General features: G+C 50.1%; 9 protein-coding genes. All 9 read right to left on the reverse strand.

Annotated features, from left to right (window positions below; translation table 11 throughout):
* Positions 1-2,430, reverse strand: a complete 2,430-nt coding sequence (locus QOL74_RS11810; RefSeq protein ID WP_283409692.1) for a sensor domain-containing protein — start codon at positions 2,428-2,430, stop codon at positions 1-3.
* A 95-nt stretch (positions 2,431-2,525) separates the two neighbouring features.
* Positions 2,526-3,008, reverse strand: a complete 483-nt coding sequence (locus QOL74_RS11815; protein WP_283409693.1) for a YbaK/EbsC family protein — start codon at positions 3,006-3,008, stop codon at positions 2,526-2,528.
* Positions 3,009-3,258: 250 nt separating this feature from the next.
* Positions 3,259-3,906 carry an FMN-binding protein gene (locus QOL74_RS11820; RefSeq protein WP_283409694.1) on the reverse strand — a complete coding sequence of 216 codons (648 nt, stop codon included), beginning with the start codon at positions 3,904-3,906 and terminating at the stop codon, positions 3,259-3,261.
* A 116-nt stretch (positions 3,907-4,022) separates the two neighbouring features.
* Positions 4,023-7,133 (reverse strand): isoleucine--tRNA ligase, encoded by a 3,111-nt coding sequence (gene ileS / locus QOL74_RS11825; RefSeq protein WP_283409695.1) that lies wholly within the window; start codon positions 7,131-7,133, stop codon positions 4,023-4,025.
* Between the two features lie 362 nt (positions 7,134-7,495).
* The gene (locus QOL74_RS11830; protein WP_283409696.1) at positions 7,496-8,587 is read right to left on the reverse strand and encodes an HD-GYP domain-containing protein; all 1,092 of its coding nucleotides are present in this window, start codon (positions 8,585-8,587) and stop codon (positions 7,496-7,498) included.
* Between the two features lie 41 nt (positions 8,588-8,628).
* Positions 8,629-9,327, reverse strand: coding sequence for a purine-nucleoside phosphorylase (deoD, locus tag QOL74_RS11835; RefSeq protein WP_283409697.1), 699 nt, complete (start codon positions 9,325-9,327; stop codon positions 8,629-8,631).
* A gap of 204 nt (positions 9,328-9,531) precedes the next feature.
* A complete protein-coding gene (locus QOL74_RS11840) occupies positions 9,532-10,347 on the reverse strand; it encodes a hypothetical protein (RefSeq protein ID WP_283409698.1) in 816 nt (271 codons plus the stop codon).
* Between the two features lie 208 nt (positions 10,348-10,555).
* The gene (locus QOL74_RS11845; RefSeq protein WP_283409699.1) at positions 10,556-13,738 is read right to left on the reverse strand and encodes an efflux RND transporter permease subunit; all 3,183 of its coding nucleotides are present in this window, start codon (positions 13,736-13,738) and stop codon (positions 10,556-10,558) included.
* The gene (locus QOL74_RS11850; protein WP_283409700.1) at positions 13,735-14,913 is read right to left on the reverse strand and encodes an efflux RND transporter periplasmic adaptor subunit; all 1,179 of its coding nucleotides are present in this window, start codon (positions 14,911-14,913) and stop codon (positions 13,735-13,737) included. The genes QOL74_RS11845 and QOL74_RS11850 overlap by 4 nt, the downstream gene beginning before the upstream one ends.
* Positions 14,914-15,086: the final 173 nt, after the last annotated feature.

A 15,086-nucleotide genomic window follows, 5' to 3' on the forward strand; every position in this document is an offset into this window, starting at 1 on the left:
TCACCCCTCGATTGGTTTATTTTTTCGCTGCAGCTTCACATATTCCTGAAAATCGCCCAGTGGCAACGGTTTGCTGTATAAGAATCCCTGAATCAGGTCGCAGCCGATTTCGATGAGGAAATCCCTTTCAGATGTTTTTTCGACTCCTTCAGCAACCACCACCATTCCCAGACGCTTTGCCATACCCACCATGGCCGATACAATGGCCTGCTTGTCCTGGCTGGTTTCAATGCCCGTGACAAAGGACCGGTCAATTTTCAGTTTATCCACCGGTAATCGGCTTAAAAGGGCCAGTGAAGAATAACCGGTTCCAAAGTCATCCATTGCCACCCGAATGCCCAGCTTTTTAAGCTTATTCAATGTTTCAGCCGCAAAGTCCGGGTCAAGCATGGTTGTGCTTTCTGTCACTTCTACTTCCAGCATTTCAGGATCTGCCTGAGTCTGGCTCAGCAACCACCGAATTTGCTCGTACAGGTCTTGTTGCTGAAACTGTGTGGGTGACAGGTTAAAGGAGAGAACCATGCGGTGACAGCCGGTTACTTTCCACTCTCTTGCCTGCTGAAAGGCACGCCGCATGGTGTAGAGGCCCATGGGGATGATCAGGCCGGTTTCTTCAGCAACCGGGATAAATTCTGCCGGTGATATCAGGCCTTTTTCAGGATGCTGCCAGCGCATCAGGGTTTCTGCCGACTCAACAACCCCGCGCAACACATCCACCTGGGGCTGATAATGGAGGAAAAACTCATTTTTTTCAAGACCAATACGTATTTCGTTTTCCAGTTCAAGTTTCAGACGAGCCCGTTGATTCATGGCGGTGGAATACAAGCGGTAATTGTTCATTCCATATTTTTTAGCCTGGAACATGGCCACTTCCGCATTTTTAAGCAGCGTTTCCGGGTCCTTTCCATCTTCAGGGTACAGTCCAATGCCAATGCTGACGGTGATATGTATTTCATGTCCCTGAATACGAAAGGGCTTCATCAGTGATTTGATAATTTTATTGGCCACTGTTGCCGCCGCTTCATCTCCTGGAACCATCTCCAGCAAAACCACGAACTCGTCGCCCACAACCCGTGATACAGTGTCACCATCGCGCAATGTCTCCACCAGCCGCTGTGAAAAGGCCTGAATCAGCTCATCGCCCACCACGTGCCCCAGGGTGTCATTGATCCGCTTAAAGCGGTCCACATCCAAAAACATCAGCGCCAGCATCCGTTTTTCCTGGTACGCACGAGAAATAGATACTGATAACCGGTCCATCAACAAAAACCGGTTGGGCAGTCCCGTCAGGCTGTCATGATATTTTTGGTGCCGCAGGAGCTCTTCTGTCTTGATCCGGTCTGAAAGGTCATTAAAGACCGACACATACTGGATGGTGATCCCCGCTTCATCCCGAATGGCATTGATGGTCAGCAGTTCAGGATATACCTCGCCATTTTTACGCCGGTTCCAGATTTCTCCCCGCCAGAATCCCTCTGCCCTCAATGAGTCCCACATATTTTCATAAAAGACAGGTTTGTGCCGTTGAGATTTCAAAATACGGGGATTTCTTCCCATCACTTCCTGAAGTGAATATCCGGTGATATCGCTGAAAGCCGGGTTCACCCACTGAATCAATCCTTTGGCATCCGTCACAGCCACGCCTTCGTTGGTATGCTGTAAAATGGTGTCGGCCAGTTTCAGTCGCCGGTATGTCTCGCCGGTGGCTGTTAAATCAATCACTGTTCCAATGACAGCCGGCTCATTTCGAAAAATGATACGATTTCCCAGCACCTCCACATCCACCAGGTGGCCTTCCTTATGAATGTTTCGGTAGGTTCGGCTGACTCCCGGTTCTCCTTCAATACGCCTTCGGATGTTTTCAAGCATAAGATCTTCATCTCCAGGTTTTGCAATGATGGTAGCCGGTTGGTTCATCAATTCATCAGGTTCGTATCCAAAAATATGGGCAAACCGCTCATTGACATATACAAAGTGATTGTCCTGTATAATATAAATGCCTGCCAAACTGCTGCCTGTTAGTTTTTCAATATGATCTTCCGCTTCCTGCAGCTTGTTTTCCATGTGTTCATACCGGGTAATATCCATCAGGTAGCCCTCAAAGCGGCTTCCTTCGCCATTTTGCTGATAATAGGTGCCGAACTCTGCCACGCGACGTGTCGAACGGTCTGCTGTCACAATCCGATACTGAAGGGTATATTGTTTCTCCTGGCGGTTCATCACAAGGTCCATCCCATTTCGCAGTTCTTCCAAATCATCCGGATGAACCAACACATCATAATGCCAGCCTTGATCTGCCATCTGGTGAGCATTATAGCCCCACTGAGCAATATTGTCGGAGAGAAACTGGATAGGCCACCGATAATCAGCTCCCCGCCGAAAGAAGATGGCAGGTCCATGCAATTGTCCTTTGCAGGGGATGTTGTCCATTGTTGTCGCTCCTTGGCATTTTGATTTCCACAAGCCTTTGCGGGTCACACAGGGTACAGATACCCAACAATTGTCTTATTAATCTGAAAAAGAAGCTATGCCTCGCTGTTCCACCCCTTGCAGACATCTATCCAATCCTGACTGCCGGCAGTTTCATACAACTGTTCACAAGTAAGTTCGATGGCGCTGTTGCCACTTCCACAGGCGGGAAAAACCGTCTCAAACCGTTTCATGGACACATCGGTAAAAACCTGAATACCTGGTTCTTTCAAGGCAAAGGGACAAACACCGCCCACCGGGTGGCCCGTCAGCGCCACCACTTCCTCAGGCGACAGCATTTTTGCCTTCATGCCGAATCTGGCTTTGAATTTGGCATTGTCGATCTTGGCGTCTCCTGCTGTTACAATCAACAGACAGCCATCACCATTTTTAAAAGACAGGGTTTTGGCAATTCTGGCGGGAATCACTCCCACCGCTTCGGCTGCCAACTCCACAGTCGCACTGGAAAGTTCCATTTCCATTACCTTTTCTTCAAGGCCCCATTGGCCGAGATAGTTTCTGACGTCCTGAACAGCCATCTTGTCACATCCTTATGAATAGATAATATATGCCTCTATTTTCAACGAAACCCACTGGTTTCATGAACCAGTTCAAGTTATTTCCCCTATTATACCATGATGTCTGCCTGTATTAAATCCCATGGGCAGTTATTAATACTTCCTGTCCGATTAAAACTGTTTTGTGCCTGTTGGAGAAAAGCCCCACCGTTAGGAGCCTTAACAGAGGCGCCATCGGTGGGGCTTTATTGATCATTCCCGTAACATGATTTTAAATGCCTGTCAGGGCTTCTTTGATGGCATTGAGAATGCCTTCGCTGGAGCCGGTGGCTCCGCTGACCAGATCAACACCTTCTGCCGACTGGTTTGCCAGCACGGCTTCAATCACGGCGTCAAAGGCTCCGTCTGAAAGCCCCGGTGTGTCATCGGATTCCACCACTTCAATACCGGTGATGGTGCCGCCATCCATGGTTACTTCAACGGTGATCTGGCTGGCATATCCCTGCCCGCTTCCGGTGAGCACCTGTGCGCCGCCGGCTGATTCGCTGCCGGCTGATGCCAGGGCTTCTTTGATGGCATTCAGAACGCCTTCGCTGGAACCGGTGGCCCCGCTGACCATATCAACACCTTCTGCCGACTGGTTTGCCAGCACAGCTTCAATCACTGCGTCAAAGGCTCCGTCTGAAAGCCCCGGTGTGTCGTCGGATTCCACCACTTCAATGCCGGTGATGGTATCGCCATCCATGGTTACTTCAACGGTGATCTGGCTGGCATATCCCTGCCCGCTTCCGGTGAGCACCTGTGTGCCGCCGGCTGATTCGCTGGTGGCATCTGTTCTTCCTGCCAAAGACAGGGATCCTAAAATGACAAAAGTTGCCACAAGAAGTACCAATACGCCTCTGATTTGCTTTTTATCCATGATTCGCCTCCTGATATTCTAAGCTCAATTATTTGAGCTTATTCGGTTTCATCAATCAGTATATCTTATCATGCTTCGTGAAACAACTCACAATCCTTTTTTCGGAACAAACGCCATTATGACTGAATGGCTTTCTCAAGTTGAATCCCGGTTTTGTGGCCATTCAGGTTCTGCTCCTCCAGCCCTTCTTCGCTGGTGGATTCCATGGAAACCGCCAGGGTTTCTCCCATGATGTACTCCCGGTGCAGGGTCATGGCATGAGTCACTGCTTCATTTCCATGATAGATGATGCGGATGTTGTCCATCATCTCGTAGCCATTATTTTTTCGCATCTGCTGCACTTTTGAAATAAACTCACGGGCCAGCCCTTCATTCACCAGTTCATCTGTGAGGGTGGTGTCAAGAATAACAAAGCGGTTGTTTTCCATCTCCACTGTAAAGCCTTCTTTTGCATCGATGGCGATCATCACCATTTCCTTGGTGACGACGGTGGATTCTCCCTCCAAATCAAGGGTGATGGTCTCACCGGCTTCCAGTTTGGGGGCGATTTCATTGGCATCCAACGCAGCCAGCGCTTTTCCAAATGCTTTTATTTTTTTGCCCAGCAACGGTCCTGCGTTTTTAAAATCCGGTTTAAGACCAAAATTCATGAACTCATTAAGGTTCTTTTCAAACACCACTTCTTTGATGTTCAGTTCTTCCTTCAACAACGGCACCAAGTGGCTGATACCGGATTCATACTTGCCGTCGACCAGAATTTTCTGCAAGGGCTGCCGCACTTTCAGCCGGTTTTTCTCTCTTGCTGCCCGGCCAAGGGTGACCAGGTCCCGCACCAGATCCATTTTGGCTTCTACTTCAGGGTCTTTCAACCTTTCGTTCACTTCAGGCAAATCAGACAGGTGCACCGACAGTTCACCGGTAAGATGACGGTAAATCTCTTCTGTCATGAAGGGGGCAAAAGCTGCTGCCAAACGGCAGACACCCACCAGCACTTCATAGGTGGTGTTGTAGACGGCTTTCTTGTCATCAGAATGCTCCGAAGCCCAGAATCGTCCCCTGGCACGGCGAATGTACCAGTTGGAGAAATCTTCATTTACAAAGTCCTGAATTTTTCGAACGGCACGTGTCAGGTCAAAGACAGCCATTTCATTGCGCACTGCTTCTATCAGATGGTTATATTTGGACAGTATCCAGCGGTCGAGCTCGGGCCGCTCCTCTTCAGGGATGCAGAAGGTGCGGGGATCCACTTCATCGGTGTTGGCATATAAGGTAAAGAAGGTATAGACATTTTCGAAGGTGGAGAAGAACTTGCTCTTCACTTCCTTCAACCCTTCTATGTCAAACCGGGTGGGCGTCCAGGCCGGCGAGACATAGAGCAGGTACCAGCGGAGTACGTCGGCACCAAACTCGTCAAACAGCTGGAAAGGATCGACGGTATTACCCTTGGATTTGGACATTTTTTGTCCGTCTTTATCCAGAATCAGGTCGTTTACCAGTACGTTCCGATAAGGGGACACGCCTTTGATGAAGGATGAAATGGCAATCAGAGAGTAAAACCATCCCCGTGTCTGGTCAATGCCTTCACAGATATAGTCTGCCGGGAACAATTCTTCGTCAAACCGTTCACTGTTCTCAAAGGGGTAATGATGCTGGGCAAAGGGCATGGCCCCACTGTCAAACCAGCAGTCAATTACTTCCGGCACCCGCGTCATGGTGCCGCCGCATTTATCGCAGGTGAGGTGCACATCGTCCACATAGGGTCGATGCAGCTCAATGCTTTCGTCAATGGCTTCCACTGCCCGCTCCACCAGTTCTTTCCGGGAACCAATGGATGCCAGCTCACCGCAGGTGCACCGCCAGATATTCAGAGGTGTTCCCCAGTAACGGTTCCGGGACAGTGCCCAGTCGTTCAGGTTTTCCAGCCAGTTGCCGAAACGTTTTTCGCCCACAAAGTCGGGATACCAGTTGACGCTGTTGTTATTGGCAATGAGTCGATCCTTGATGCGGGTCATTTCAATGTACCAGCTGGGTTTCCCATAATAAAGCAGGGGGGTGGCGCATCGCCAGCAGTGGGGATAATTATGGGCCAGCCGTTCTTTTTTAAACAGCTTTCCTTCTTCCCGAAGCCACTTGACAATGTCTGGGTCAGCATCGATGACAAACTGCCCTTTCCAGGGAGTTGCCGTGTATTTTCCTTCTTCGTCCACTGGTTGCAACACAGGCAGACCGTAGGCCCGGCCGATGTTATAGTCGTCTTCCCCAAAGGCAGGAGCCATATGAACAATGCCGGTGCCGTCTTCGGTGGTGACGAAATCTCCAAGGGTTACGAAGAACGCTTTTTTGTCAGGCTCCACAAATGGCATGAGCTGCTCGTATTCCACGTGCTCCAGTTCTTTTCCCTTTAACTCCTGCAACACTTCATAGTCGTCACCCAACACTTTGTTTGCCAGTTCTTTTGCAACATAATAGATGGTTTCCTGGGCTTTCACCTTAAGGTAATCCACATCAGGATGCACACAGAGCCCCACATTGGAAGCCAGTGTCCAGGGAGTGGTGGTCCACACCAGAAAGAATTCGTCGGCATCTTTTCGTTTAAAGGCAACAATGACCGTTTCGCTCTTGATTTCCTTGTAGCCCAGTGACACTTCATGGGATGCCAGACCGGTTCCACAGCGGGGGCAGTAGGGTAAAATCTTGTGGCCGTCGTAAATCATACCTTCATTGAAAAACTGCTGCAGAATCCACCAAACAGACTCAATATAGTTGTTATCCAGCGTGATATAGGGATTGTCCATATCGATGGCGTAGCCCATGCGCCGGGTCATTTCCCGCCACTGCTTCTCGTAGGAAAACACGGATTCCCGGCATTTCTGGTTGAACTCGGCGATGCCATAGGCTTCGATATCCTGTTTGCTTGAAAGCTTCAGCTGCTTTTCCACTTCTATTTCCACCGGCAGGCCATGGGTATCCCAACCGGCTTTTCGTTTCACCTGTTTGCCCAGCATGCTGTGGTAGCGGCAAACGGCATCTTTTAACGTTCGGGAAATCACATGGTGAATACCCGGCCGGCCATTGGCCGTGGGAGGCCCTTCATAAAACACAAAGGAAGGTTTTCCTTCCCTGTTTTCAATGCTTTTCTGAAGGATATCCACTTCCTCCCAGAAGGCATTGATCTGGTTTTCCCGTTCTGCCACCGGCAGGCTGGGAAGTGATTGAAATTTATTCATGCAATCATCATCCTTTCCAGTTTTCCAATCAAAAAAACCCTGAGCTTCTTAGCCCAGGGACGATTTAATCGCGGTACCACCCTGATTACAGAGTACCTGAGAGGCGATACTCCAAAAATGGCCGCCCAAAGTAATCTGTCACTTCACTGCATGGTAACGCATGCCTGCGGGTTCCCCTGTTTCCAGTGAAGCGGAGTCGAAAAACCGGCTTTGAGGTGATGGGTTCTGCCGGATCCGTGCCAATCTCACAGCCTTGGATTGACTCTCTGTTGCCGGATTTCTCGGGAACCGTCCTCATCATCGCCATTTTCATATGGCCCATTATATAACTTCTATGGCTCAGGGTCAAGCCCACAGCCCCGCTAACCCACTGCCGCTTCTCTGGGGTCATGAACCCGTTCAATCATGATGGTTTGTTCAATCAGCAAATCACGCACCGTTCCTTTTCGCGGCACTTTCACCACCGGACGGGTTGGATACCCATCATGCAGCCTCACCACGATCCCCTCTTCCTGATTGTTGAGGGTGACCCGGGTGCCCAACGGGTATACCGAAATATTTCGAACAAACTGGGTTGTCAGCGACCGGTCCAGGTGTTTATCCACAATGGTCATTAAAAACTCCACGGCTTCGTGGGGCAGCATGGCTTTCTTATACACCCGTTCCCCGGTGATGGCGTCGTAAATATCACAGACAGCTGCCATCTTGGAGTGCAGATGCAGCTTTTCCCAGTTCACCCCATGGGGATAACCGGTGCCATCCATACGTTCGTGATGTTCCAAAGCAGCACAGGCAATATCAGCCGGATAACGTAATTCTTTCGTTAGAATTTCATGACCAATGCGGCTGTGTTCCTGCATCACCCTCATTTCCTCATCGGTCAGACGGGCGGGTTTCAACAGAATATTATCATGGATTCGTGTTTTCCCAATATCATGGAGAAGACCGGCCATGGCTGCCCGTTCCTGCTGCTTTCGGTCGAGTTTGAGGCTTTTCCCAAGAACAATCATGAACACCGCCACATCGATGGAATGGATGTAGGTGTAAAAATCTTTCCGCCGAATGCCTTCCAGCCCCAAATACACCTGCTGATGGCGTCCAATGCTTTCCACCAATTCATGGGCGGTTTCTTCAACCACTTTTTTGTCCAGGTTGCCAATTTTGCGCATGCGTTCAAACTCATTGCTGATATTCTTCACCGACTCAGTATATACCTTGCGCACTTCTTCGATTTCTTTGACTGTCTCCATCTCAAAGTGTTCCAGGTAGTGATCCACCTCATTAAAGCCGGTGGCGTCAAGCAAAAAATATTCGATGTTGCTGCGCAGCAGCTGCTGCCTTAGCCGGGGTGTCATGATTTTCCCCTTGGGTACTAAAATAGCACCGTTCGAATTGAACAGATCTTCATGCAAGGGTTCACCATTGGGTATTTGAGCCAGATAGAGCTTTTTCATAGACTTCGGCCTTTCGGGTATGAATGGTGAGTGGAAGAGTGCTATGCCAGCGAAAGGGCAATTTCAATCATTTGCTTAAAGGTGTTCTGCCGCTCTTCTGCAGTTGTCAGTTCGTGGGTCACAATATGGTCGCTGACAGTGAGAATGGCCAGGGCATTTACCCCATATTTGGCTGCCAGCGTGTAGAGTTCTGCCGTCTCCATTTCTGCCGCCAGCACCCCGTAGCCTGCCCAAAGCTTCCAGGCGTCAGGATCATCGTGGTAGAAGGTGTCAGAGGTGACCACAGCGCCCACCCGGGGAGTCATCTGCTTTTCTTTTGCCGCCTCAACAGCTTTTGATAGCAGTTGATAACTGGCGGTGGCTGCATAGTTCATGCCATTGAACCGCAAATGATTCACATTTGAATCGGTGCAGGCACTCATGGCAATAATCACATCCCGAAGGCCAACGTCTTGCTGCATGGCGCCGCAGGTGCCAATACGAATCAGGTTTTTAACATCGTACTCCCGAATCAGTTCATTGACATAGATGGAAATGGAAGGGATTCCCATACCCGTTCCCTGAACCGAAACCCGTTTCCCCTGCCAGGTGCCGGTAAAGCCATACATACCTCTAACCTCGTTATAACAAACAGCATCTTCAAGGAATGTTTCTGCAATCATCTTTGCCCGAAGGGGATCTCCCGGCAACAGGATGGTTTCAGCAATGGCACCTTTTTCTGCTCCAATGTGCACGCTCATGTTTTCACTCCATTTCCTAGTATCAATTGTCGTTGCACAGCTGAGTCTGATGGCAGCACATGAGCACTCCGCCAGTCATTAAATACTGGCCAGCGCTGTGATCAAGGCTGCAAAAGTGGATAGTATCATCATGAATGCGATGACAATTGCGATCATCTTTTTTCCTCTGGCTGTCAAAACCAATTCACTCCTGACTGGCAGTGTTTAGGGTAGATCTGCCGAATTTCTACTGATCATTGTATCATATTCCCCTCGAAAGAAAAAGGGATGTGCGCAGTGAATTGAGTGGTGTACAGGGCGGCAAAGCATCGGGTGTTGCTTCACCGTGATCCCCAGGTGGGGCGATTCATGGAGCACCTGCAGATGAGTGCCCTCAGGAAAAAACATGATTGGCTGCCCTTCCTTTCTTCCCATGGGCAATACATGGTTACCCTCATAGGCCACCATCAGCGTGATTTCCCGATGGGACCGTTGACGGTAGTAGTCGGCATATTGCTGAATCGACTCTGACGAATAGATCATGGTAGCCAGATGATCGATGGAACGACTGGCATACAGGTAGTTTAACAGGTCAATAAAATAGTAATTGCCGTCATGGTACACATAGTTGAACACATGTCCTCCCATTCGATCAGCAAGGGCCACAAATCCGACTGATTCAAATTTGCCGCATAATAAATAGGCCATCAAACTGGAAACACCACCACAGTTTCCCCGATTCATGCTGATGGTTTCGGGACCGGTGCGGTTATGGTGCCAGAGTAAATGCTCCTCCCGAATGCGTATGTCGCCTTTCCGGGGCCGAAAATAGGCAGCACGTAGATAATGAATCACATCAGACACTGTGTGCAGATGGTCTCGGAGAAAAACAGGTTCTTTGGGAAAGTGAAAAAGGTCTGTTTTTTTGTAATTGACCGCACCCAGCTCGTCTGGCGATACATAGTAAACCCCGTCTGCCAGTAAAGAAAGCCTGCGAATCATTTCTTGCTGCAGTTGTCGAATGGATACCAGCAGTTTCATAGAATCACCTCATTTCATGATGATTTTCCCTTGTAGTTGTCACGGTTTTGTCATGGATTCATTTGTTTTGATGGTATTATGTTACCCCCTCAGCCGCTTTTTAACCCTTTGCATCCCCAAAATCATCTTTCATCATGACAACCAAAAGGCGGGTCCCGGAAGCTTATTTTCGCATCCGGCGACCCGCCTTGAATGATTCTTTTCAGTTTTATGGAACGAAGCTGCCTTCGGGCGTTTCGGCATCTGTCATGTTCTGCGCCGACGCCTGGGATGATTCATCGGCTTTCGCCGGCGTTTCCGGCTCCCGCTTGAACCATTTTCGAAGTTTGCGTTTAAAATCATCCATAATGGTATACAGCACCGGTATGAAGACCATGGTCAACAGTGTGGACATGATGAGGCCACCCACCACCACGATGGCCATGGGCGCCATGGTTTCTGCTCCTTCGCCGATACCCATGGCCAAGGGGACAAGTGCCAGAATCGTTGTCAGGGCCGTCATCAGGATCGGCCTGAATCGTATGGCCACTGCTTCTTTCACTGCCTCATTCCGATCCATTCCCTGCTGCCTCAGCTGGTTGATGTAATCCACCAACACAATGGCATTGTTCACCACAATCCCTGCCAGCATGATCATGCCGATGAGGGCCGGAACCGAAAGGGATGTGCCGGTGAGGAAGAGACCAATAAAAGCCCCTGTAAATGCAAATGGAATGGAAAACATAATAATGAAAGGATACAGCAGACTCTCAAACTGCGAAGCCATGATCATGTACACCAGCACGATGGACAGCATCAGCGCCAGGCCCAGGTTTCCAAAAGCTTCTGCCATGTCTTCCTGTTCCCCTGTCATGCGGTAATTGTACCCAGGAGGCATGGGGTAGTTTTCCAGCTCTGCCTGAATCTCCCTCGTAACCGACTGAAGGTCTCTGCCGCTGAGCTGAGAGGAGATCACCACTGTCCGCACCTGGTTGATGCGGTTGATCTGTGCCGGCGAGGCGCCGTATTCGATGGTGGCCACCTGCCCCAAAGGCACTGCTGTGCCATAATTGGTGGGTATTAAAATCTGCCGCATGTTTTCAATGGACTCTTTGGCCCGTTCGTCCAGGGATAATGTGATGTCAATATCTTCGCCTCCCAGGTTAAGACTGGAGGCCCGTACCCCATCCAATGATGCCCGCAGCGCATTGTTAATCTGTGCTGCCGTGACGCCGTAGCGGGATGCCATGTTCCGCTGAATCACCACCCGTGCTTCCGGTTCGCCTTCTTCGACGCTGAGGGAAACTTCACGGGTTCCCGGTACATTTCTCACCATCCGCTGAATGTCGCGGCCCATGGTTTCAAGCATTCGTAAGTCATCACCCTGCATCTGAATGGCAATGGGGCTGCCACCGGTGCCCCCCATTCCCATGGACGAGGTTTCCTGCACAGTTATATCCACGCCTGCGATTCCCTGTACCATTTCCCGAATCAAATCGGCAATTTCACCGGTGGAGCGCTGGCGTTCACTCTGGTCAACCAATGTGATGTCAATGCTTGAACCGCTGCCGCCACCCATCCCCATCATGCCACCGCCTCCGATGGTAACCAGAACCCTTTCACTTTCAGGAATTTCAAGGATCAGGTTTTCCACCTGCTGCACCTGACGGTCTATATCCGCAAGTCGCGTGCCATGGGGGGTGTCAATGGACACTTGAATGGTTCCTTCATCCATTGATGGAAAGAACTCACCACCCACCACTCCCAGCATGACGATGGAACTGGCAAAAATGACCAGGGCAATGACCACAGAAATAATGCGATGCCTTAATCCAAACCGGAGACTTACCTGGTAGAACCCTGAAAACTTTCGAATCATTCGATCGAATAGATCCAGGAACCAGCCGATGGAAAGCAGGCGTCGTTTGCGAATTTTAGCTTCTCCCACTTTCAGAATTTTGGAAGACAGCATGGGGACGACTGTCAGGGCTATCAGCAGCGAAGCCGTCAGGGAAAACGCCACTGCAAATGACAACTGCCTGAAAATAATGGCTGTAAAACCCTGTACAAAGACGATGGGCAAAAAGACTGCCACCGTCGTCAGGGTGGAAGCCGTAATGGCCATGGCCACCTCTGAAGCACCATTCACTGCAGAGTCACGTCGATTTTCTCCCAACTCCCGGTACCGGTAGATGTTTTCCAGCACGACAATGGAGTTATCCACCAGCATCCCGATTCCCAGAGCCAAGCCGCCCAGCGAAATCAGATTGATGGTCAGACCACCAAAGTACATCAGCGCAAATGTGCTGATGACCGAAACGGGAATGGCAACGCCCACAATAATGGTGGATCGAAGATTCCTTAGGAATAAAAAGAGAATCAGAACAGCCAGCAGACTTCCCATCACTGCATTGCGGAACACGTTGCTGATGGAGTCATTGATAAATTCAGAGGTGTCAAAAGCGACTGTCAGCTGCAAATCCGGATAGTCTCTGCGCAAATTGTCCAACTCACGGTGAATTCGTTCTGCCACCCGTACGGTATTGGCAACAGACTGTTTGGTAATGGAAAGAGTGATGTTAGGCTCTCCATTAAGCCGGGCGATACTGGTACGCTCTTTGTAATCCACCGAAATATCGGCGACCTCGTGAAGCCGGATAATTTCCCCCGACTGGAGAATAATGGGCATGTTTTTGACATCATCCACACTGGTGAATTCTCCCAGTGTCCGCACCGTCATCTCCTGGTCGCCCTTAAAAACCTGTCCCCCTGGGAGATTCAGATTTTCTGCCATAATCTGCTGCTGAATCCTGGATATATCCAGGCTATAGCCTGTCAGCTTTGACTGATCAAGGCGTACCCGCACCTCCTGCTCCACACCTCCAAAGACATTGGCTGAGGCAACCCCGTCAATACGTTCCAGACGGGAGAGCATTTCATCTTCGGCAATCCGCTGCAGTTGTGTAAACTCCATGTTTCCTGAAATACCCACCTGCATGATGGGAAAAGCGTTGGGGTCAATTTTCAATACCATGGGATCCGAAGCATCTTCCGGTAAAAAACCCCGGATCAAATCCACTTTCTCCCGCATTTCCAAAGCAGCAATATCCATGTTGGTTCCATACTCAAAGAGCACCACCACGGTACTCGACCCGTCACTGGTGTAGGACTCGATGGAGCTGAGACCGGAAACCGTGGCCAGGGTTTGTTCCAGGGGAATGGTAATCAGGTTTTCAATTTCTTCAGGTGCTGCCCCCGAATAGCTGACAGTGACCACCGAAACAGGCACGTCAATTTCGGGGTAAAGGTCCACCGGGAGCAGATTGGTGGACACGATGCCCAGAATCACTGCCACCAGCATCAGCATAAAGGTGGTCACCGGTCGTTTCACAGCCAGTGCTGAAAGCTTCATGATGCATCACTTCCCTTACCGTTGACATCGTTGATGAGGCTGCCGTCTTCAAGGAAGTCCTGACCACTGAATATAATCCTGTCACCGGCATTCAGCCCATAGGCAATTTCTGCTGTTTGGCCGTTATCAACACCTACAATCACTTCCCGCATCACAGCACGCTCTTCTTCCACCAGAAACACCACCGTTCTCCCTTCCCTGATAACAACTGCCTCTGAGGGGATGGTGATCACATTTTCACGGGTTTCCATGGTTAGCTCCACTTCGGCAAACATCCCAATTTTAATAACGCCATCAGGGTTGCTGATTTCCATTTCCATGGGATAGGTCAGAGACCCGGTACCCGGAGCAGGTGCAATGGTGCTCACCGTTCCCTGATAAGCCTCCGTCTGAGCTGCAGGAATTTTGACAGATACTTCCTGGCCGATCTCAAAACGATTGATCAGATATTCGGAAACGGTGGTTTTAACCACCACCGGATTCAATTGTGCCACAGTCACCGCAGGCCCGGATATGCCTTCGCCCAGTTTCGCATTCACTTCTGTCACCACCCCCTCGATGGGTGCCCGAATCACGGTGTCTTCCAGGCTGGATCGCGCCACTTCAATCGTTACCTGGGCCTGGTTCAATTGAGCCCGCGCCTGTTCCACCTGTGCCTGGGAACTGTTCAGTGCGTTATCAGAGGCTGCCATTTCTGCCTGTTCCAGCTGCTGCTTAGTGGCAGCTCCCTGCTGATAAAGCGTTTGAATTCGGTTCAATTCCCGAAGTGCCTGCTGGTGCTGCTCTTCGACTGCTGCCAATCCCGCTTCAGCCGTCGCCACGCCTGCTTCTGCAATGCCTGCTGCCGCTTCTGACTGTCGAATGCTGTTCAGCAAATCTCTTTGATCAAGTGTTACCAGCGTTTCACCGGCTTGTACCCGGTCACCCACCGAGACGTATACCTGTCTCACTGTCCCGGGCATTTTCGGTGCCAGGCGCACTTCTTCCAGTGGATGTACCTGGCCGGTCAATGTGGTGCGCACTTGCAGGTCTCCGTAAGATACTTCCATGATTTCAACACTTAGAGCTCTTTCTGTCGGTATTTCCACCTCGGAAGGCTGGCAGGCGCTTAACAGTAACGTGGTTAACAGTACGATCATCAGCAGTCTCTTGCTTATCTTGCCAGTTCGTGCCATGGTATTGCTCCTTTCATCGATCAATGATCTGTAACGCTGGTTGTTGGTCATCTTTCACTACGCGCGTCAGGACAACTTGTTTCATCTGTTTGGTTTATTCTCTCCAAAAATATATGTTGTTCATGCCGCTTCATCCATAAAAACAAGAGCCGCTCATGGCAGCTCTTCATTGG

The sequence above is a fragment of the Anoxynatronum buryatiense genome (assembly GCF_900182905.1).
In the GTDB taxonomy this organism is placed as follows: domain Bacteria; phylum Bacillota; class Clostridia; order Peptostreptococcales; family Tindalliaceae; genus Anoxynatronum; species Anoxynatronum buryatiense.